General features: G+C 70.8%; 18 protein-coding genes and 1 pseudogene. 8 read left to right on the plus strand and 11 right to left on the minus strand.

Features of this window, described 5'->3' with window-relative positions:
* Positions 1–66: 66 nt before the first annotated feature.
* From ACTRO_RS51210 to ACTRO_RS37885, 3 genes and pseudogenes are all read right to left on the minus strand, one after another.
* Positions 67–819, minus strand: a pseudogene (locus ACTRO_RS51210) (transglycosylase SLT domain-containing protein); the annotation flags it as partial.
* 39 nt (positions 820–858) lie between these two features.
* Positions 859–1,200 (minus strand): YidH family protein, encoded by a 342-nt coding sequence (locus ACTRO_RS37880; RefSeq protein WP_034271041.1) that lies wholly within the window; start codon positions 1,198–1,200, stop codon positions 859–861.
* Between the two features lie 172 nt (positions 1,201–1,372).
* Positions 1,373–1,816, minus strand: coding sequence for a universal stress protein (locus tag ACTRO_RS37885; RefSeq protein ID WP_034271044.1), 444 nt, complete (start codon positions 1,814–1,816; stop codon positions 1,373–1,375).
* Positions 1,817–1,980: 164 nt separating this feature from the next.
* On the opposite strand from ACTRO_RS37885, the gene ACTRO_RS37890 reads away from it, so the two are divergent.
* Both ACTRO_RS37890 and ACTRO_RS37895 read left to right on the plus strand, forming a co-directional pair.
* On the plus strand, positions 1,981–3,624 hold the full coding sequence (locus ACTRO_RS37890) for a family 43 glycosylhydrolase (RefSeq protein WP_034278579.1): 1,644 nt from the start codon (positions 1,981–1,983) through the stop codon (positions 3,622–3,624).
* A gap of 71 nt (positions 3,625–3,695) precedes the next feature.
* Positions 3,696–4,184, plus strand: a complete 489-nt coding sequence (locus tag ACTRO_RS37895) for a peroxiredoxin (protein WP_034271047.1) — start codon at positions 3,696–3,698, stop codon at positions 4,182–4,184.
* Between the two features lie 4 nt (positions 4,185–4,188).
* On the opposite strand, the gene ACTRO_RS37900 is transcribed toward ACTRO_RS37895, so the two are convergent.
* A complete protein-coding gene (locus ACTRO_RS37900) occupies positions 4,189–5,082 on the minus strand; it encodes an acyl-CoA thioesterase (RefSeq protein WP_051452022.1) in 894 nt (297 codons plus the stop codon).
* A 170-nt stretch (positions 5,083–5,252) separates the two neighbouring features.
* Between ACTRO_RS37900 and aroA the strand changes: the two genes are divergently transcribed.
* Entirely contained in the window at positions 5,253–6,494 is a 1,242-nt protein-coding gene (gene aroA / locus ACTRO_RS37905; protein WP_034271050.1) for a 3-phosphoshikimate 1-carboxyvinyltransferase, read from the plus strand.
* A 52-nt stretch (positions 6,495–6,546) separates the two neighbouring features.
* On the opposite strand, the gene galE is transcribed toward aroA, so the two are convergent.
* Positions 6,547–7,566, minus strand: coding sequence for a UDP-glucose 4-epimerase GalE (gene galE / locus ACTRO_RS37910; protein WP_034271053.1), 1,020 nt, complete (start codon positions 7,564–7,566; stop codon positions 6,547–6,549).
* Between the two features lie 211 nt (positions 7,567–7,777).
* On the opposite strand from galE, the gene ACTRO_RS37915 reads away from it, so the two are divergent.
* From ACTRO_RS37915 to ACTRO_RS37925, 3 genes are all read left to right on the plus strand, one after another.
* Complete coding sequence (locus ACTRO_RS37915; protein ID WP_034271056.1) at positions 7,778–7,996, plus strand: DUF5999 family protein; 219 nt, start codon at positions 7,778–7,780, stop codon at positions 7,994–7,996.
* Positions 7,997–8,113: 117 nt separating this feature from the next.
* Positions 8,114–10,486 carry an alpha-L-fucosidase gene (locus ACTRO_RS37920; protein ID WP_051452023.1) on the plus strand — a complete coding sequence of 791 codons (2,373 nt, stop codon included), beginning with the start codon at positions 8,114–8,116 and terminating at the stop codon, positions 10,484–10,486.
* 45 nt (positions 10,487–10,531) lie between these two features.
* Positions 10,532–11,146: a hypothetical protein gene (locus ACTRO_RS37925; protein WP_034271059.1), complete on the plus strand. Its 615-nt coding sequence runs from the start codon at positions 10,532–10,534 to the stop codon at positions 11,144–11,146.
* A 62-nt stretch (positions 11,147–11,208) separates the two neighbouring features.
* Here the strand turns inward: ACTRO_RS37925 and ACTRO_RS37930 are convergent, their stop codons facing one another.
* From ACTRO_RS37930 to ACTRO_RS37945, 4 genes are all read right to left on the minus strand, one after another.
* Positions 11,209–12,927, minus strand: a complete 1,719-nt coding sequence (locus ACTRO_RS37930) for an extracellular solute-binding protein (protein WP_051452024.1) — start codon at positions 12,925–12,927, stop codon at positions 11,209–11,211.
* Positions 12,928–13,013: 86 nt separating this feature from the next.
* Positions 13,014–13,991, minus strand: coding sequence for a carbohydrate ABC transporter permease (locus ACTRO_RS37935; RefSeq protein ID WP_245594606.1), 978 nt, complete (start codon positions 13,989–13,991; stop codon positions 13,014–13,016).
* Complete coding sequence (locus ACTRO_RS37940) at positions 13,981–14,892, minus strand: ABC transporter permease (RefSeq protein WP_157436679.1); 912 nt, start codon at positions 14,890–14,892, stop codon at positions 13,981–13,983. The genes ACTRO_RS37935 and ACTRO_RS37940 overlap by 11 nt, the downstream gene beginning before the upstream one ends.
* A 10-nt stretch (positions 14,893–14,902) precedes the next feature.
* Positions 14,903–16,081 (minus strand): Gfo/Idh/MocA family protein, encoded by a 1,179-nt coding sequence (locus ACTRO_RS37945; RefSeq protein WP_034271062.1) that lies wholly within the window; start codon positions 16,079–16,081, stop codon positions 14,903–14,905.
* Positions 16,082–16,174: 93 nt separating this feature from the next.
* Here ACTRO_RS37945 and ACTRO_RS37950 point away from each other — a divergent pair, with 93 nt between their 5' ends.
* Both ACTRO_RS37950 and ACTRO_RS37955 read left to right on the plus strand, forming a co-directional pair.
* Positions 16,175–17,260 carry a hydroxyacid dehydrogenase gene (locus ACTRO_RS37950; RefSeq protein ID WP_084316848.1) on the plus strand — a complete coding sequence of 362 codons (1,086 nt, stop codon included), beginning with the start codon at positions 16,175–16,177 and terminating at the stop codon, positions 17,258–17,260.
* 133 nt (positions 17,261–17,393) lie between these two features.
* Positions 17,394–18,497 carry a LacI family DNA-binding transcriptional regulator gene (locus ACTRO_RS37955; protein WP_034271065.1) on the plus strand — a complete coding sequence of 368 codons (1,104 nt, stop codon included), beginning with the start codon at positions 17,394–17,396 and terminating at the stop codon, positions 18,495–18,497.
* 33 nt (positions 18,498–18,530) lie between these two features.
* On the opposite strand, the gene ACTRO_RS37960 is transcribed toward ACTRO_RS37955, so the two are convergent.
* Positions 18,531–19,040, minus strand: coding sequence for a GNAT family N-acetyltransferase (locus ACTRO_RS37960; RefSeq protein WP_051452025.1), 510 nt, complete (start codon positions 19,038–19,040; stop codon positions 18,531–18,533).
* 61 nt (positions 19,041–19,101) lie between these two features.
* Entirely contained in the window at positions 19,102–19,515 is a 414-nt protein-coding gene (locus ACTRO_RS37965) for a winged helix-turn-helix transcriptional regulator (RefSeq protein WP_051452026.1), read from the minus strand.
* Positions 19,516–19,619 lie beyond the last annotated feature (104 nt).

Raw genomic sequence — 19,619 nt, forward strand, 5'->3', positions numbered from 1 at the left:
ATACGCGCCGTCGTAGTAGGTGCTCCAGGCGTTGAGGCCCTGCTGCTCGTACTTCCACACTGCGGCCTCGGCGTTGTTCCACGGATCGAGCAGCTGGTAGTCGCTGCCGAAAGCGGACGGGGCCGAGTTGCCCGGGGTGATCTGCCACAGTCCCCAGCCGGTCTTGGCGAAAGGCTCGCCTGTCTGGATCACGCCGGGCTCGGAGCGGCTTTCCGCCGCCGTGATCGCAGCAACCGTGCTCGCTAGACTGCTCGGCCCTCCGGCCGCCACCCAGAACCCTTCGACCTGCGCGTATCCGAGTGCGGCGCCCGCCGTGTCCGCCGCGTCTGCCGAGCGTCGCTGCGGTCGCCTCCGGTGGGTCCGGTGGGTCCGGTGGGTCGGCGCGGCCGGCACAGCCGCCTCGCTGAACGACGCCGCGTGCGGGAAGCCGCCTGGATTCGCGCCGTGGACCTGGACGTCGAGCTCGGTGAACAGCTTGCGCTCGGCCGCATCCGAAGCGGCCGGGGCGCGCAGGGTGAAGGTCGCCACCGTGCCCTTACTCGCCGCGTCGCTGTGCTCGACGATGAGCCCGGTGGCGGACGCCTCGGTCGCGCTCCAGCGGGTCCAGTGCAGGTGCTCGGCGACGGCGAGGCGGTCGGCGCAGGTCAGGATCATGCGGACCGGGCGGACGGCTGCCGGACCGTGCCCGCAGACCCGCACCGCGGCGGACGCGACCGTACCGGCGTGCGAGGGTGAGGCGGCCGCCAGAACGAGGGCGGGGCCGAGCAGCGAGGTCAGCAGCAGCCGGCCGCTTCGGGCAGACGGACGAAGTGTGATCATCACCTGGCGACTCCGGAGGGGTGCGCGGTGAGCCGCAGCTCAACTGACGGCGAGATAGACGGCCAGCACTATGCAGGTCACGGCGCAGCAGCCGGCCGCGGTCAAGGTGGGCCAATGCAGTGGGACCGGCGCGTCCGGCGGCCCCTTCTCCAGCTCCACGGTCTTGAGGTACTGCGCGTAGCCGAGGCCGGTGAAGGCCAGGCCGATCAGGGCCAGCAGGACGCCGATCGCCTCCGAGGCGTGCTGCAGGCCGGTGAACGCGCCGAACTTGGCCACCACGAAGCCGAGGCCGGCGAACGAGACCGAGGTCCGGATCCAGGCGAGCAGCGTCCGGCTGTTCGCCATCAGGTCCCGCATCCGGGCGCTGTCCTCCGCGTCCACCGGCGGCCCCGCGCCTCAGCCCGCCGCCGCGGCGGGCACGGACGTGTGCGGCGACACTCCGGTGCGCGGCGGCTGCTCGGTACGGGAACTCACCCGACCATCCTCGTGCCCTCACACTCCGCCCGCCCGCCCGGACGGCCGAACGGGGCAGCCGACGCAGGGTCAGGTGAGATCAGGGCACGACGGTGACCGGCCAGCGGCCGGCCTTGACCAGGCGGATCGCCACCGAGCCGAGGAAGCGGTGGCCGGCCTTCTCCGACGCGCCGATCACCACCGCGTCTGCCCGCAGCCGCTCGGCCGCCTCCACCAGGGCGTTGTACGGGTCGCCGCGCACGGTGTGGAACTCCCAGCGCACCCGCTCCCGGTCCGGGATGCGCTCGAGCGCCCCGCGGATGTCCGCTTCGAGCTCGGCCGCGATCTGCCGGCCGAGATCCGCGGTGGCGGCCGCCGCCTCCGGCGCGCTGACGACGCCGAGCGGCTGCACGTAGACCAGCGCGAGCAGCGAACGCTGACGCCGCGCCAGGCCCGCGGCGTACGCGGCCGCGCGCATCGAGGACTGCGATCCGTCCAGGCCGGCCAGGATCACGCTGGGTCCGTCGGTCCCGAGTTCGAACATCACAACCTCCTCACGCGCTTCGCTTCGGCCCGACCCTACGCCGTACCAGGGGTCATGGACCACGTTTCGGGCGGTGCGCCCCGCCGCATTGTCTGCGAATGTCTTCGACGCTACGTTCGAAGGCCGAGGCCAAGATCGATATCGCGAACGGGAACGAGGGTCCGATGCAGCCTGAGGAGACGCGTGCGGGAACTGTCATCCGCAATCCGGTGCTGCCCGGGTTCCATCCCGATCCGTCGATCGTGCGGGTCGGCGGCGAGTTCGTGCTGGCCAACTCCACCTTCGAATGGTGCCCGGGCGTGCGGCTGCACCGGTCTGAGGATCTGGCGCACTGGGAGCCGCTCGGCGGCGCGCTGACACGGGATCAGCTGCTCGACCTCGCGGGCGCGCCCGACTCCGGGGGCGTGTGGGCACCGAACCTCTCGTACGCCGACGGGCTCTTCCACCTGGTCTACAGCAACGTCTCGAGCTACGTCGGCGGGTTCAGCGACTGCCCCAACTACCTGACGACCTCGCCGTCGGCGACCGGACCCTGGTCCGAGCCGGTGCTGCTGCATGCGCGCGGCTTCGACGCCTCGCTCTTCCACGACGGCGACGCGAGCTGGCTGATCAACCTGGTGCACGACTGGCGTCCGGGGCACGGCGGGTCGGCCGGGCTCGAGGCCACGCGCTTCGACCGGGCGACGCGGGGCCTGGTCGGGGAGCCCGAGCGGATCGTGTTGCCGCCGCAGGCCGGGTGGATCGAAGGGCCGAACCTGTACCGTCGCGGCGACTGGTACTACCTGGTGACCGCGGACGGCGGCACAGGTTATGAGCATCGCGTCACCGTCGCCCGTTCGCGCGCCCTCACCGGGCCGTATGAGCGCGATACGCACGGGCCGCTCGTCACGGCCATGAACGACGCCGATCTTCCGCTGCAGAAGGCCGGGCACGGCAGCCTCGTCGAGGCCGAAGACGGCGCCTGGTATCTCGCCTACCTCGTCGCGCGGCCGATCGGGCGGCGCGGGCCGTGCGTCCTCGGGCGTGAGACGGCGCTGGCCCGGGTGGAGTGGACGCCGGACGGCTGGCCGCGAGTCGACGGGGGACAGCCGGCGCTGACGGTGGCGGGCCCGACTGGTCGCCAGATCGATGATCCGGCCGGTACTGCGGTCGACGGGTCCGACGGCTTCGACGAGCCGGTGCTCGGCGCCGACTGGTCCACCCTCCGGCGCCACGCCGACGAGAGCTGGGTGTCGCTGACCGAGCGGCCCTCGTACCTGCGGCTTCGCGGCGGCCGCTCACCTCGCAGCCTCGTCGGACCCAGTCTCGTCGCGCGCCGGGTCACCGAGCTGCGCTGCGCGTTCGAGGCGACGCTCGCGTATCAGCCGCTCGCGTTCCAGCATCTGGCCGGGATCACCGCTTACTACAACACGCTGAACTGGTATTTCCTGCACGTCACCCGGGATGACGAGGGTCGGACCGTACTGCGCGTGGCCGCGAGCGATCAGGGCGTGGTGCGCGTGGACGAAGCCGGGCAGCACGTGCTCGGCGAAGGCGCGGTGCGGTCGCGGCTCGGGCTGGACTTCGACGGCGCCGGATTGCGCTTCCGGTACCTCGACGAGACCGGCGGCGAGTGGCGGACGATCGGCGGCGCTTTCGACGCCACGGTGCTCTCGGATGAACATGCCGAGGACATCGTGGACGGGCAGATCCGCTCGATGGGCTTCACCGGCGCGCTCGTCGGCCTTTGGGCCTGGGACCTCGACGGGCGCGGCCATCCCGCCGACTTCGACGAGGCCGGTTACACCCCGTACCCCGAACGCGCCTGAAACCCGAGTGCCGCCCGGGCCGGACCGTGCGGCTCGGTACACCAGGCCCCGATTGACCGTAGAGTGAGAACGTGGCGAAGATCCCTTCCGTCGGCCAAGGCGCGCCCGGCTTCTCCCTGCCCGGCGTACGGCTGGCCGCTGGACGGGCCGAGCGGCGCGAGTACTCCCTGTCCGAACACCGCGGGCGCCCGCTCGTGCTCGCCTTCTACCCCGGCGACGACACTGCGGTGTGCACCCGCCAGCTGTGCTCGTACTCGGCCGGGCTCGACCGGTTCAGCGCGCTCGGCGCGGCGGTGTGGGGGATCAGCCCGCAGGGCCTGGAGAGCCACGAGAACTTCGCCCGCAAGAACAACCTGGCCATGCCGCTGCTCGCGGACGCGGATCTGGCGGTGGCCGAGGCCTACGGTGTCTCGATGGCCGGCAAGGGGCTGCGCCGAGCCGTGTTCCTGCTCGACGCACACGGGACCGTGCGTTGGCGGCACGTGGCCACGCTGGGCCTGAGGTATCGCCGGGTCGACACGCTCACCGCGCAGCTACGGATGCTCGAACACGCCCACTGAAGCGTCAGCGCGCATCCGGGCGCCCGCGCATCGGCCGCAGCACCGTCTCCTGTACGGCGCTGGCCACCAGGCGACCGTCCCGCGTCCACACCTCGGACCGGGCCAGGCCGCGCCCGTCGCCCGCGGTCCGGCTCTCCTGCGCGATCAGCAGCCACTCGTCCGCGCGGAACGGCCGGTGGAACCACAGCGCGTGGTCGAGCGAGGTGAGGAAGACGGTGGCGGGCAACGGCCGCACGCCTCGGGGCGGTTCGACCGCGAGTGCCGCGGTCGGCGCCAGCATCAGGTCGGAGAGGTAGGTCAACGCGCAGGTGTGCAGCACCGGGTCGTCCGGCAGCTGGTCGAGCGCACGGACCCACAGCTTCTGCTGGGTCACCCCTTCAGTCCCGCTCGCGCCGTCCGAACTGACGTAGCGCACCTCGACGGCCTGGCGGACCGCGGCGTTCTCCGCGCCCTGCGGGTCGATCTTCGCCCACAGTTCGTAGTAGTCCGGCAGCTCGCTGGGGTCGGCGGAGTCCGGCGGCGCCGGCTGCCGATCGTGACCGCCGGGCTCGGCCAGCTTGAACGACGCGGAGAGCACGAAGATCGCCTCGCCGTCCTGACGCGCCGTCACCCGCCGGGTGACGTAGGTCCGGCCGTCGCGCAGGTCCTCCACCGAGTAGATCATCGGGCGCGAGGTCTGGCCCGCGCGCAGGAAGTAGCCGTGCAGCGAGTGCACGGCCAGGTGCGTCGGCACGGTCCGGCTCGCGGCGGTCAGCGCCTGCCCGGCGACCTGGCCGCCGAACGCGCGCAGCGGGATCCCGTCGTGGCACCAGCCGCGGAACAGGCCGCGGTCGAGCTCCTCCAGGCTCAGGAAGCCGATCAGTCCCGCGCCCTCGAGTCCGGCCCGCCGCTCCGCCATCAACCGCTCCTGACACCTGTGTACACACATCGCCGAACCCGGTCCGGCCGCGGCCGCCGTGCGCGGCAGTCTACGCGCCCGCGATCAGGCCCACGCCGAGTGCGGCGCCGCGCGTTTCCACTCCCTGGAATTCCCGGCCGGGCCGAAGGGCGCGACCGTAAGCTCGCGGCATGACTGTGGTCGAGGTTCCCGGGTCCAAGTCCATCACCAACCGCGCGCTGTTCCTGGCCGCCGCCGCAGACGGCACCACGACGCTGCGCCGCCCGCTGGACTCGGACGACACGGCCGGATTCACCGAGGGCCTGGCCGCCCTGGGCTATCGGCTCACCCGCGAGCCTTCCGCGTGGACGGTCGAGGGCCGGCCGCAGGGTCCGGCGGCGGCGGAAGCGTCGGTCTTCTGCCGCGACGGCGCCACGACCTCGCGCTTCCTGCCCGCGCTGGTCGCGGCGGGCCACGGCGTGTTCCGCTTCGACGCCTCCGCCCAGATGCGCCGTCGTCCGTTGGGCCCGCTCACCTCGGCGCTGCAGGAACTCGGCGTGGACCTGCGGCACGAGGCCGAAGAGGGCCACCACCCGCTGACCGTCCACGCCGACGGGATCAAGGGCGGCCACATCACTCTCGACGCCGGACTGTCCTCGCAGTTCCTGACCGCGCTCCTGCTGGTCGCGCCGCTTACCGCGGAAGGCCTGTCGATCACCGTCACCGACCTGGTCTCGGCGCCGTATGTGGAGATCACCACGGCCATGATGCGGCGCTTCGGCGTCACGGTGCAGCGAGAGGGTTCTACCTATCACGTGCCCGCGCAGACGTACACGGCCACGGACTACCTCATCGAGCCGGACGCCTCCACCGCGAGCTACTTCCTCGCCGCGGCCGCCGTCACCGGCCGCAGCGTGACAGTGCCCGGACTCGGCTCCGAAGCCCTCCAGGGCGACGTGCGCTTCGCCCAGGTGCTGGCCGACATGGGCGCCGAGGTGCGGATGAGCGCGGACGAGCTGACTGTGAGCGGGCCGGCCGACGGCCGCCTCGGCGCGCTCACCGTCGACATGCGCGACATCTCCGACACGATGCCCACCCTCGCCGCCATCGCGCCCTTCGCCGACGGCCCGGTGCGCATCGAAAACGTCTACAACACCCGGGTCAAGGAGTGCGACCGCCTCGACGCCTGCGCCGAGAACCTGCGCGCGCTGGGCGTCGAGGTCGAGGAGGGCCGTGACTGGATCGAGATCCGCCCCGGCTCCCGCCCCCAGCCGGCCCGCATCGCCTGCCGCGGCGACCACCGGATCGCGATGGCCTTCAGCATCACCGGCCTGCGCACCCCGGGCATCACGCTCGATGACCCCGGGTGCGTGAAGAAGACCTTCCCCGGCTTCCACGAGGCCCTGGCCGACCTCGAGGCCGCTTGGGCGTGAGGCCTTCGGGCTCGGGCTCGGGCCCGGCGTCAGGCTCGAAGGCCGGCCGGCCTCAGGACTGCGCGGGTGTCAGGCCTTCGAGCTCGAGCAGGTGGCGGCGCCACTCCAGCGCGTGCCGGATGCCGTCTTCGAGGTCGTACTCGGCCTGCCAGTCGAGCAGTCGGGACGAGCGCTCGCAGCGGGTGTAGGCGCCGACGACGTCGCCGGGGCGCGGCGGGGCGTCCTCGGTGTGCAGCGGCGTGCCGGTGACCGTGCCGAACGCGTCGGCGAGCTGGCGCACCGTCACGCCGCGGCCGGTGCCGAGGTTGATCACGAGGTGCGGCTGCGCGTCGTCGACCAGCGAGTCGAACTTCGTCAGGGCCGCGATATGGGCGGTGGCCAGGTCCCAGACGTGGATGTAGTCGCGGATGCCGGTGCCGTCCGAGGTGGGCCAGTCCGTGCCGGTGATGTGGAAGGTCGAGCCCTGCTCCCAGGACTCGACCATCTTGCCGAGCGCGTGCGTGGGCCGGAGCAGCTGGAGTCCGGTGCGCATCTTCGGGTCGGCGCCGATCGGGTTGAAGTAGCGCAGCGAGACGGCGCGTAGCCCGTTCGGGCCGGAGCCGCGCGCCACGTCGGCCAGGATCCGGTCGACCATCGCCTTGGTCGCCGCGTAGGGGCTGCCCGGGCCGAGCCCGGCGTCCTCGTCCACGGTCGAGTCCGGACCGGGCAGGTAGATCGCGGCCGACGAGCTGAACAGCAGCCTCCGGCAGCCGTTGCGTTCGAGGTGGCCGAGCAGGTCGATGGTCTTGCCGACGTTCTCCCGGTAGTAGCGCCGGGGGTCGCTCACCGAGTCGGGCACGACGATCAGCGCCGCGCAGTGCACCACCGCCTCGATGTCCGGGTGCTCGGTGAAGATCCGGTCGATCAGGGCGCCGTCGGCCACGTCGCCGCGGTAGAAGATCCGGCCCTGCGTGAACGACTCGCGCCCGGTGACCAGGCTGTCCAGGATGACCGGGGTGCCGCCGTGATCGAGCAGAGCCGAGCAGATGGTGCTGCCGATGAAGCCCGCCCCGCCGGTGACCAGTACCTTCACGTCTTCGATCCCCTTCGTCGTATCCGCCAGTCGCCGATCAAGACGTCGGCGCCGAGTCGAGCGGTTGCAGCTTTCGTTACACAATCGTGAGGTTACGCGGCGGTGGGCGGGTGAATACTCGAAGAACCGCGGAGCGCATAAGCGCACAATCGGTACATATAGGGTGCGCCCTCCGCGACCCCGAGTCGCAACCGAGCATCTGGTGAGATCTGTGAACGCAACCCCCGCATCCTCCCCGCTCCCCGTCCCGCGCGCCTGCGCCCACCAGCCGCGATGCCCCGGCGCCGACGCTCCCGACCGCGAGGCCGCCGTGCCCGTGGCCGCCCACCCGGAACAGGGTTGGAGCCTGCTGTGCAACGGCGTGGTGCTCTTCGACGACAGCGGCGAGCTGCTGCCGGACGGCCGAGTCATCGCGCCCATGGCACGTTGACCGTTGTAGTAAGCGCGTACTATGGTCATTTCCTGGTAAGAGATCAGTCAGGCTGACTGGATTCAGCAAGCGCATACGGCGACACCTGCTGGGTCCCGACTCGTTCCAGGAGCCCGCATGGCCACCGCGCCGATGACCGCTGCGCCGATCACCGTTCCGCTTCAGCTGCACTTCGACAACGCAGGCTTCGCGCGGGCCGACGAGCCGGCCGGATCGGCGGACTTCGACGGTGTCGGACATACGCTGCCGGTGGAGGAACTGCCGCCGCGCGCGGCGGACGGCGTCTGCGAGATCGGCGGCGTGCCGTGCCTCCTCATCGTGCCGCCCGGTGAGCCTGCAAACGTCTCCGGGCCCGAGTCCGGGCCCGACAGCACTGGACCCGACAACATCGTCGCCCGTGGCCAGCGGATCGAGTTGCCCCCGACTCCCGCGCACAGTGCGCTGCTGCTCGCCGCGGGCTCGGTCGCACAGCCGATCGGGACCGGTTCGAGCGCGGCCGTCTCGGGCGTTTTCACCGTGATCTACGCAGACGGCAGCACGTCCTCGACCACGCTCACCGCTCCCGGCTACCTCGGTCCGGGCGGTGTATTCGAGGCCGGATACCGCTACCGCCCTGACGGCACCGTGGAAGACGAGGCGACCGTCTCCCTCTGGAACCTCGAAGTCCCGCTCGATCCCGCCCGAGTTCCTGCCGCGCTGGTGCTTCCGGTGACCGCCGACGCCGCGTCAGACGAGGTGGTCGCCGGCGAGTCCGGCCGGTCCGGCTCGGCCGCCCCGCAGCTGCACGTTTTCGCACTCAGCCTCCAGCCGCTCGTCACCGGCGGCGCGGCTCTCTCCGTCCGTCAACCGCGCTGCATGCCCATGATGTTCGACGGCGCGCCGCAGACCGTCGAGGCGACCATCGTCAATGTCGGCGACGCGTGGCTGACCGAGGTGGACGGAGTCACGGTCACTCTCGAGACCGATGTCGAAAACGCCGTGACGACGAAGCCGGCGTGCATCAGGGCCCTCGCTCCGGGGGAGCAGGTGCGCGTACGCATCGGCCTTACCGCCCCAGCGGATGTCGAGCCTGGAACGCCGGTCAGCGGCCGCCTCGTCCTCCAGCGCAAGGGCCGTACGTCGCAGCACGCGTCCGTTGCGCTGACTCTCGGCGTGCCCGACTACGCCCGGACCACGGCCTCGCTGCGCGGCCATCGCGCCCCGCACTGGTTCACCGGAGCCAAGTTCGGGATCTTCATCCACTGGGGCGTCTACTCCGTCCCGGCGTGGGCTCCGGTCGGGGAAGATTATGCCGAGTGGTACTGGGCTCGGATGGACAACCCCGAAGCGCCCACGTACGGCCACCACGCCCGCGAATGGGGCGAGGACTTCGCCTACGACGACTTCATCCCGATGTTCACCGCAGAGAACTTCGACCCGCGCGACTGGGTCGAGCTGTTCGCGGCGGCCGGGGCGCGCTACTTCGTCTTCACCGCCAAGCACCACGACGGCTTCTGCCTGTGGGACACGGCCCTGTCCGAGCGCAGCTCCGTGCATCTCGGCCCCAAACGCGACCTCCTGCGCGAACTGCTCGAAGCGGCCGACCAGCACGCACCGGAGCTCTACCAGGGCATTTACTTCTCCCAGCCGGAATTCTTCAACCCGGACGATCCCTGGTGGGGCCACGCCCCGCGCAATCCTTACACCGGCGCCGAACTTCCCTACACCGGCTACACCGCCGGCCGCGACTTCGTACGCGACTACCAGGCCGGCCAGGCACGCGAGCTGATCGACCTGTTCGACCCCGACCTGATCTGGTTCGACATCAGCGGCGCGCCCAACGACTCGGTCAACGTCGTCCCCGGCTACTACAACAAGGCGAAGAACCGACCCGAGCCCAAGGACGTCGCCGTCAACAGCCGTGGCGGCATCTACGCCTACGACTACCGCACGCCCGAGTACGCCACCTTCGCCGGCACCGTCAACGCGGCCTGGGAGGCCAGCCGCGGCCTGGATCCGCACTCGTACGGATTCAACGCCGCGACACCCGAGGATGCCTATATGACTGCCGACGAGGTGGTGCGCCAGCTCGTCGACATCGTCAGCAAGAACGGCAACTTCCTGCTCGACATCGGACCGCGCGCCGACGGCACCATCCCCGAGGTCATGCGCGACCGCCTGAACGCCGTGGGGGCCTGGCTCCGCGTCAACGGCGAGGCGATCTACGACACCACGCCCTGGTGGCGCGCGGCCGAAAGCGGCGACCTCAGGTTCACCGTCAAGGACGACGAAGCCTTCTACATCCACTCGCTCACCCCACCCGGCGACCGGCTCGTGGTCGAAGCCGCCGTCCCGATCCGCGAAGGCTCGCGCGTGACGCTGTGCGGCTACGAAGGCGAACTCGCCTGGTCCTGGGATGAGCAGCGCGGTGCGCTGATCGTGGAAGTCCCGCAGGCCGCGCGCGAGAGCGGCGAGCACGTCTGGGTGTTCAAGATCGACGCTGGATCGTAGAGGCCTACCGAAGCGGGGGAATTCCGCCTCTGCGATGATGCGGCCATGACTCAGGCCGGTGACGAGCAACACCAAGCCTTGGTGCGCCGGGCGCAGGAAATCCTGAGCGCCGGCGCGTCGGCCGATGCGGCGTTCGTCGAGTTGGCCGCCGACGGCGGGTACGACCTGCGCGCCATCGCCATCGCCGTGAGCATGGCTGCGGGAACGTCCCTCGTCGATGCCGAGAAGCGCTGGGCCGAGGACGGCGAGGCGGCGCTGGAGGAAGTCGAGGGCGACCCGGAGGAGCTCGGCTGGCTTCTGGCAATCGCCGGGTTCTTCGACTTCCATCGGCCGCTCGACGAGCGTGAGCAGCAGGTCAGAACCCTGCTTAACCAAGCCTTGAGGGCACACGGCGGCTGGCGCAGCGGCCACTTCGGCACAATCACCCGCCACCTGGAAGCCGGACAGCTCCACGACGCTCTCGAGTCGATGGCGGGCAGCTCTCCCCGTACCTTTGCGCCACGCAGCAGGCCGGCTCCGTCTACTTACTGGACCCGGCTGGTCGAAGCGGCGGAACTACTCGCCGCCGACGGGGACGACGGTCGGCTGGCGGAGATCGCGGCCCTCTGCCGCCGACACCTCGACGAACTGCCGCCGGCGGATCCGGGCGCCGGCGGCTGACCGGTGAGACCTGTCAGGGCGGGTGCCGCGTAGCACCCGCCCTGATCCGTGCACCGCTCAGATCACGACGCGGCCGTGGCCCCGCCCTTCGAGGCGGCCAGCGCCTTCTCGTACTCCGAGCGGATCGTGTCGCCACCGCCAGAACGCCAGGTCTTGACCGCGCCCGCCAACGCCGAGAACGGCTGCTTGCCCGAGATGATCTCGCTGACCGTGGCCGTGAACTGCGTCTGCAGCTCCAGGCCCTTCTTGTTGAAGGTCGGCGAGTTCAGGTTCGAGCACGGGTTGCCCACGGCCATCGGGATCAGCTTCGCCATCCCCGCGTGCTGCGCGGTCGCGCAGTCGTTGTAGCCCGGGATGAAGATCGCCTGCGACGGGGCGACCGTGTACTTCCACGGCACCTGCGTCTCGTTCGTCCCGGTCGAGGTGAGGATCGGGCTGCCCTTCTCCATCGTGTAGTCGGTGCCCTCGACGCCGTAGTTGAGCAGCAGGTACTCCTTGGTGCCGAACGGCGCGGCGAGGAAGTCGGCGAACTTCAGCACCGTCTCGATCCGCGACTGCGAGCCCTTCTTCAGCATCGAGGAGGAGAAGAGCACGTTGTCCTGCCACGCGCACGGCTTGTACTGCGACGAAGCCGTGAACGGCACCGCGAGGTCGATGCTCCACTTCGGGTTCACCGCGGCCATGGCCGGCCAGTACTTCTGGAACGAGGGCACCGAGTCCGGGCAGTACGCGGCCTTGCCCGACTCGAAGGAGTCGACCATCTGGTTCTTGGTGAAGCCCTCCGAGCCCGGCACGTACACGCCCGCCGCGTTGAGCTTGATCAGGAACTCGATGCTGGCCGCGTACTCGTCCGTCTCGTACATCGAGGTCAGGCTGCCGCCGGAGCCGGTCCGCCAGGTCCACGGCACCCCGAACGACTGCTGGATGATGCCCGACGAGTACGGGTAGCCGGTGTACGCGGTCAGCGCGTACTGGCCCTTGGCCGGGTTGGTCAGGGCCTTGCAGGCGGTCAGGAAGTCGTCCGCGGACAGCGTGCTCAGGTCGGTGACGCCCACCTGCGTGAACAGGTCCTTGCGGTACATCCCGGAGCCGGTGGTCACGTTGCGCGGGATCGGCAGCATGTACAGCTTGCCGGCGAAGACGCACTGCTCCCAGGCGATCGCCGGGATGGCGGCCAGGTTCGGGTAGTCCTTCACCTTGTCCCCGGCCAGGTACGGCGTCAGGTCCGCGCACTCGGCGGCCAGGAAGCCGGCCACGTCGCTCGGCGCGGCCGCGGTCGGGTTGGCGTAGCCGGTGTAGAGCATCACGTCCGGCAGGTTCCCGGCCGCGATGGTGGTGTTGAGCTTGGTGGAGTAGTCGTCCGAGCCGACCATGGTGAAGTCCACCGTCGCCCCGAGCGCCTTCTGCACCGCCTGCCACGCGGTGTTCGAGTTCAGCGCGGGCGGGACCGAGTTGAAGATGTTGGTGATCACCGAGATGGACTCGCCGCTCAGCGGCGGCGTCGGGTAGACCGAGGCCGCGTTCGCCGGGTAGCTGAAGTACACCGCCGGCACGCCGTTCGCCGTCGCGGCTATGTCCGGGGTGGCGCCGGTGAACGGGGTGAAGGTCGGCAGCACGGTCGCCGAGTTGACGCTCGCCGAGCCGTTCGCCGTGGTCGAGCCGCACCCGGCCAGCGTCGTCGCGGCCACGCCGCCGAACGCGCTGGCCGAGATCAGTCCGAGACCGCCGCGAAGGAAGCCTCGTCGGCTCGCCTGCGCGCCATTGAGGAAGGAGCCTGACATCAGTGGTGCCCTTTCGTAGAGGTCGGCGCGGGCCGACGGAGAGGGTGGAACCAGGGGTGGAACGCAAGGGGGCCGCGGTGCCCGTCTCAGCCCTTGATGGCGCCGGTGAGCACGCCGCGGGTGAAGTAGCGCTGCAGGAACGGGTAGAGCAGCACGATCGGCACGACGCTGACCACGACCGTGGCCATGGACACCGCCTGCGGGGCGATGCCGGCGTCCGCGGTGACAGCGGGCGGCACGAGCGACTGGCCGGAGTCCACGTAGAAGCGCAGCACGTAGGCCAGCGGCCACTTGGTGGAGTCGTTGAGGTAGAGCAGGGCGTTGAACCACTCGTTCCAGTAGCCGACCGCGGTGAACAGGGTCACCACCGCGATCACGCCCTTGGACAGCGGGATGGCCAGCTGCAGCATCATCCGCAGGTCCCCGGCCCCGTCGATCGAGGCCGAGTCGTAGAGCTCCTGCGGCAGGCCCATGAAGAACGAGCGCAGGATCACCAGGTTGAACGCGCTGACCAGGCTGGGCAGGATCAGCGACCAGTAGCTGTTGCTCAGGCCCAGGTTCGACACCAGCAGGAAGTTGGCGATGATGCCCGGGTTGAACATCATCGTGAACAGCGCCGTCATCAGGAAGAAGCGCCGTCCGACCAGCCGCTTCTGGGCCAGCGCGTAGGCCATCGGGACGGTGATCAGCAGGCTGAGGGCGGTGCCGGCCAGGGTGATCGCCAGGCTGACCACCACGGCCCGGGTGACCACGCTGCCGGTGAAGATCATCCGGTAGGCCGCCAGCGTCGGGTGGGCCGGCCAGAGCACCAGCCCGCCGTGCTGGGCGATCTCGGCCTCGCTGGAGAGCGAGGTGCCGAGCACGGCGAGGAACGGGTAGAGCACCAGGATCGAGATCACCACGATCGTGATCGTCTTGGCGCTGAGCCCGAACAGGCTCGGCTTCTCCTGCCACAGCGGCCGCCGGGGGGCGTTCGCGCGGCGTCGGGATGCGGGCGGCGCGGGGCTCGGCACGCCGTCGGGAGCGGCGGTCGGCGCGGGGCGCAGGTCAGTGTCAGCTCTCACGGCGGTAGAACCCGTCCTGTCCGAAGAAGTGCGCCACCTTGTTGGCGCCGAGTACGAGCGCGAGGCCGACCACGGTCTCGGCCAGCGCGATCGCGCCGGCCTGCCCCCAGTTGCCCTCGGCGATGCCCTGTGAATAGACGTAGGTGTCGATGACCTGGCTGGCCGAGAGGCTCACGTTGCCCTGTTGCAGCAGGATCTGCTGGAAGCCGCTGGCCAGCAGCGTGCCGAGGCGCAGGATCAGCAGCAGCATGGTCACCGGCATCACCGAGGGCAGCGTGACGGATTTGAACCGGTGCCAGCGCCCGGCTCCGTCCAGCGCGGCCGCCTCGTAGAGCGCGGGCTCGATGTTCATCAGCGCGGCCAGGAAGATGATCGTGCCCCAGCCGCAGTCCTTCCAGATCGACTCCAGCGCGAGCAGGAACGGGAAGAACGCGTCCGAGTACATCGGGCTCCAGTGCCCGAGCCCGAGCGCCGACTCCAGGTGCGTGAACGCGCCGCCGCTGCCGAGCACCTCCTCGAACAGCGCCACGATGATCGTCCAGCCGATGAAGTGCGGCAGGTAGACCACCGACTGCACGAACTTGCGCACTTTGCCGTTGAGGATCGAGTTGAGCATCAGCGCCAGCGCGAGCGGGGCCGGGAAGCACAGCACCAACGCCACGATGTTGATCACCAGCGTGTTGCGCACCGCGTGCCAGAACACCGCGTCGGCGAAGACCGCGGAGAAGTTCTGTAGCCCGGTCCAGGCGCTGTCGAGGAAGCCGGTGTAGGGCTGGTAGTCCTCGAACGCCACGATGTCGCCGAACAGCGCGCCGTAGCAGAACACGAGGAAGAACAGGAAGCCGGGGGCGAGCATGGCCAGCAGCACCCGGTCGCGTTTGACGCGTTGCCAGAAGGACATCGTGCCTCCTTCAGTGGGATCGGGGTCGAAGTCGGGCTTGCGGGGCGGGCGGTACCTCGAGCACCGTGCCGCCGGAGCGCAGCGACCGGGTCGCGGTGACGCCCGCCGCCACCGCCTCGCGGGCGGCCAGCGGGGTGGCCGAGCGCTCGCCGCCCTCGCGCAGGTAGCGCAGGAAGTCGTCGACGATGCCGACGTCGCCGCCGCCGTGGCCGCCCGCGCCGTCGGCGATCGGGAACTCGGCGTCGCCCTCGGCCCGGTAGTCGTGGCGCCGGTTCCACAGCCGGATCACGCCGCCGGCGGTGTCGCCGAAGTTCTCCAGCCGCCCCTCGGTGCCGATCACGGTGTAGTTGCGCCAGTAGTCGGGGGAGAAGTGGCATTGCTGATAGGCCGCCAGGACGCCGTTGCCGAGCTGCAGGTTGACCAGCGAGAGGTCTTCGATGTCGATGACCGGGTGCAGCTCGCGCTGGGCGAGCGGCGGCCAGTTGTCGTAGGAGAACCAGTCCTGCATCACCCGGTCGGAGTTGTCCCGCCGGTCGGCTATCCGCCCGTACACCCGCAGGTCGCCGAAGGCGCTCACCCGACGGGTGTAGCCGCCGGCCAGCCAGTGGATCACGTCGAGGTCGTGCGCGCCCTTCTGCAGCAGCAGACCGGTGCTGCGGGAGCGGTCGGCGTGCCAGTCCTTGAAGTAGTAATCACCGCCGTGGCCGACGAAGTGCCGGCACCACACGCTCTGCACCTCGCCGATCGCGCCGGCCAGGATCAGCTCGCGCAGCTGCGTCACCACCGGCATGTGCCGCATGTTGTGGCCGACGTGCAGCACCGTGCCGGAGCGCTCGGCCGCGAGCAGCAGCCGGTCGCAGTCCTCGATCGTCGTGGCCATCGGCTTCTCCAGGTAGACCGGGATCCCGGCCTCGAGGAACCGCTCGCCGAGCGCGGCGTGCGTGTCGTCCGGGGTGAGCACGACCACGGCGTCGAGGTCCCCGGCGAGCAGGTCGTCCGGGTCGGTGGTCCTCGCCACCGCCGGATCCGGCCAGTTCGCGAACCCGAGCCTCGGCCCGGCGGCCGCCACGGCCTCCGGCCGCAGGTCGCACGCGGCCACCAGCCGCGCGCCCGCCTCCGGCCGGTGGAAGTGCCGCGCGAAGCCGCCGCGGGCACCTAGTCCGATCACGCCGATCCTGAGCAGTTCCATGCCGACAGAGTTTGGTAAGCGCTTGCACGTTTCGTCAAGGGTTTCGCGAGAACTGCTGGTAAATGCGACAGCAAGCGCGTACTATCCGGACCCATGATCTCGAAGTCTGAGGGGGAGCTGCCCGCCGTGGTGGCGCCCACCGCCGCGTGCCCCCGGACCGCCCCGAGGGCCCTGCTGGCGCTGGATCCGGCGATGGCCCGGGAAGTGTTCACCGCCCAGGCGTGGCGGCGGCTGGAGGCGTGCGTGCGCCTGGACCGCTCGCTCACCGCCGTCGGCGGGTTCGACGATCCGGCGCTGCGGGAGGAGCTGGCCGCCTGCGAAATCCTCATCACCGGCTGGGGCTCGCCCCACCTCGGCCCGTCCGCGCTGGCCCGGATGCCCCGGCTCGGCCACGTCGTGCACTGCGCCGGCACGGTCAAGGCGCTGTTCGACCCGGCCGTCTACGCCCGCGGCGTGAGCGTCTCGAACGCCGCCGAGGCCAACGCCGTCCCGGTGGCCCAGTACACCCTGGCCGCGATCATCCTCGGCGCCAAGCGCGCGTTCACCCTGGCGCACCGCCTCGGCGCCGGCAGCCTCGACGAGCACGGCTCGCACCGCGACCTGACCGGGCTGCCCTGGCTCGGCACCCGCGGGCTGACCGTCGGCGTGATCGGCGCCTCCCGGATCGGCACCCGCGTGGTCCGGCTGGTGCGCGAGGTCCTCGACGCCTCGGTGCTGCTCTACGACCCGTACACGGACGCCGGCCTGACCGCGGACCCGGCCGTGCGCCGGGCGTCCCTGGCCGAGCTGCTGCGCCGCTCCGACGTGGTCAGCGTGCACGCGCCGCTCACCCCGGAGACGGACCGGCTGATCGGCGCGGCCGAGCTCGCCCTGATGCGCGACGGCACGGTCCTGGTCAACACCGCCCGCGGCGGCCTGGTCGACACCGACGCGCTGCGCCGCGAGGTCCTGCGCGGCCGCATCGACGCGGTGCTCGACGTCACCGACCCCGAGCCGCTGGCCGAGGGCGACGATCTGCACGGGGCCCCGAACGCGTTCATCACCCCGCACATCGCCGGCGCGCTCGGCAACGAGATCACCCGGCTCGGAGACCTGGCGGTGGCCGAGATCGAGCGGATAACCTCCGGGCTCGAACCGTGGCACGCCGTGGACGCGGCGGGCCTGGGCCGGCTGGCCTGAGCCCGCACGCGGACACGACACCCGCATCGCCCGCCCGAACACGGGTCCTGCGACGGGGGAAAACCTATGATGAGTTCCGCCGGACGCCGAGCCCGCGCGTACCCGGGAGCAAAAGGAAGGGAGAACCGCTGACATGGTCGTCGCCGAGGGTCGAGCGACCCTGCAGGACGTCGCCGAGCGCGCCCGCGTATCCACCGCGACCGTCTCACGGGTCCTCAACGGCAACTACCCGGTCGCGGCGGAGACGCGCAGGCGGGTGGAGAAGGCCGTGCGCGCGCTCGGCTACGTCGCCAACGCCCACGCCCGCGCGCTGGCCGGGGTGACCAATCGCACCATCGGCGTGGTGGTGAGCGAGATCGTCGACCCCTTCTTCAGCCTGATCGTGCACGGGATACAGCGCGAGGCCGCCGCGGTCGGGCGCATCTGCCTGATCGGCTCCACCCTGGGCGAGGAGCACCGGGAGCTGGAGATCATCGAGCTGCTGCACGAGCAGCGCGCCGAGGCGGTGATCCTGGTCGGCGGGGCGCTGCTGGACGACAAGCACCAGAGCAAGCTGGCCGCGCGGGCCAAGGCGATGGAGGCCTCCGGCTCGAAGCTGGTGCTCTGCGGCCGCCCGCCGCTGGCGCCGCCCACCCCGTCCACGGCCGTGCACTACGACAACGAGCACGGCGCGCTCAACGCCACCGACCACCTGATGGGCCTCGGCCACCGCCGGATCCTGTATCTCGGCGGCTGGCCCGGCATCTCCACCCAGCGCGACCGCGTCGCCGGCTACCGGCTGGCCCACGACCGCAGAGGGCTGGCGGTGGACCCGAAGCTGGTGCTCGAAGGCGAGTTCAGCCGCAGGTTCGGCTACGAGCGCACGGCCCGCGCCCTCACCGACGGCACCGACTTCACCGCCATCCTCGCGGCCAACGACGCCACCGCCGCCGGCGCTCTGCAGGCCCTGCGCGACAACGGCAGGCGGGTCCCGCAGGACGTGTCTGTGGTCGGCTATGACGACGTGCCGGTCGCCGCCGAGACCGTCCCCGCCCTGACAACCGTGCACATCCCGCTGCAGGAGATGGGCCGCGCCGCGGTCCGGCTCGCCGTCGGCGGCGAGGACGGCGGCGGCCGCAAGGGCGACTGGTCGGATGAGGCCGGCGGGCAGGGCTCGCTCGTCCTCGGCACCCACCTCGTGCTGCGCGGCTCGACCGCACCGGCGCCGGTGGAGGGTGCAGCTCCGGCAGCAGGCTGACCCGGCGCCGCCGCGGCGGGCGCGCCGGCTTGCTCAGGGTTCGTCGACGTCCCGGGACGCGGATGCGTTCCCGCGTTCCAGGAAGGTGATCGTGACGCCGGGCGCGATCTCGCGCTCGCCGACGGCGACGAACCCGCGCCGGCGGTAGAGCGCGAGCGCGGGCAGGTTGGCGGTGCCGGTGGAGACGATGGTCAGGTCGGCCGGTTCGAGCGAGTCCAGTGCGTCCAGCAGTGCCGTGGCGACGCCGCGGCGATGGGCCTCGGGGTCGACCACGAGGCGGCAGATGTCCAGCGTGCCGTCCACCAGCCGAGTCCAGGAGACCGCCCCGATGAGCTTCTGCCCGTCGCACACCCCGAGCGAGGATTCGTCGGTCGCGCGTAATTGCTCGAGCGACTCGTGCAGGGCCGGGATGCCGTCGAAGCCGATCAGCCGGGCCTCGACGGCGTAGGAGATCCGCTGGAGGTCCCACAGCTGCCGCAGGGTCTCGGGATCGGCCAGGTCGAGCCTGGCCGGGTCGGAGGTGGTGGGGCGCTGATCGTTCATGCTGCGATCTTCGCAGAGCGGTGGGACATCAGACGCCGGTCGGACATCAGACGCCGGTCGATCAGGCCCGGACGACCCCGACCGGCACCACCTCGGCGCTGGCCGACTCGTCGTAGTGCTCTCGGGCGGCCAGGATCCGATGCACGTTGGCCTGGGACCACTCGCCGATGGCGTTCGTCAGCTGCCCCGCGCCGAGGCCGAGTTCGGTCAGCGAGTACTCGACGCGTGGCGGCACGGTCGGGTAGAAGTCGCGCCGGACGAGGCCGTCGCGCTCCAGCGCGCGCAACGTCTGCGTCAGCATTTTCTGGGTGACGCCGCCGAGCATGCGTCTGAGCTCGTTGAACCGCGTCGGGCGGCCGTTGTGGCGCAGTGCGGCCAGGATGAACAGCGCCCATTTGTTCGCCAGCAGGTCGATCACCGTTTGGGCCGGGCAGTCCGGCTGATAGATCGGGACTCGCGCCGGGGTGGTATCCACGGGGTACCTAGATACCGGAAAAGTGCCTTCTTCACAAGGGATACCGGCTCGGATCAGGATTGATCTCGCGGGAGGAGCCCGCCGCGGAGTGGAAGGACTCGATC

Source organism: Actinospica robiniae DSM 44927, assembly GCF_000504285.1.
In the GTDB taxonomy this organism is placed as follows: Bacteria; Actinomycetota; Actinomycetes; order Streptomycetales; family Catenulisporaceae; genus Actinospica; species Actinospica robiniae.

What these genes read in the sequence shown, in the direction of transcription:
- ACTRO_RS37885 (WP_034271044.1), bottom strand. Translation starts at nt 1,816, where the DNA reads ATGTTCGAACTCGGGACCGACGGACCCAGCGTGATCCTGGCCGGCCTG.
- ACTRO_RS37890 (WP_034278579.1), top strand. Translation starts at nt 1,981, where the DNA reads ATGCAGCCTGAGGAGACGCGTGCGGGAACTGTCATCCGCAATCCGGTG.
- ACTRO_RS37900 (WP_051452022.1), bottom strand. Translation starts at nt 5,082, where the DNA reads ATGGCGGAGCGGCGGGCCGGACTCGAGGGCGCGGGACTGATCGGCTTC.
- aroA (WP_034271050.1), top strand. Translation starts at nt 5,253, where the DNA reads ATGACTGTGGTCGAGGTTCCCGGGTCCAAGTCCATCACCAACCGCGCG.
- ACTRO_RS37920 (WP_051452023.1), top strand. Translation starts at nt 8,114, where the DNA reads ATGGCCACCGCGCCGATGACCGCTGCGCCGATCACCGTTCCGCTTCAG.
- ACTRO_RS37925 (WP_034271059.1), top strand. Translation starts at nt 10,532, where the DNA reads ATGACTCAGGCCGGTGACGAGCAACACCAAGCCTTGGTGCGCCGGGCG.
- ACTRO_RS37930 (WP_051452024.1), bottom strand. Translation starts at nt 12,927, where the DNA reads ATGTCAGGCTCCTTCCTCAATGGCGCGCAGGCGAGCCGACGAGGCTTC.
- ACTRO_RS37940 (WP_157436679.1), bottom strand. Translation starts at nt 14,892, where the DNA reads ATGTCCTTCTGGCAACGCGTCAAACGCGACCGGGTGCTGCTGGCCATG.
- ACTRO_RS37945 (WP_034271062.1), bottom strand. Translation starts at nt 16,081, where the DNA reads ATGGAACTGCTCAGGATCGGCGTGATCGGACTAGGTGCCCGCGGCGGC.
- ACTRO_RS37950 (WP_084316848.1), top strand. Translation starts at nt 16,175, where the DNA reads ATGATCTCGAAGTCTGAGGGGGAGCTGCCCGCCGTGGTGGCGCCCACC.
- ACTRO_RS37955 (WP_034271065.1), top strand. Translation starts at nt 17,394, where the DNA reads ATGGTCGTCGCCGAGGGTCGAGCGACCCTGCAGGACGTCGCCGAGCGC.
- ACTRO_RS37960 (WP_051452025.1), bottom strand. Translation starts at nt 19,040, where the DNA reads ATGAACGATCAGCGCCCCACCACCTCCGACCCGGCCAGGCTCGACCTG.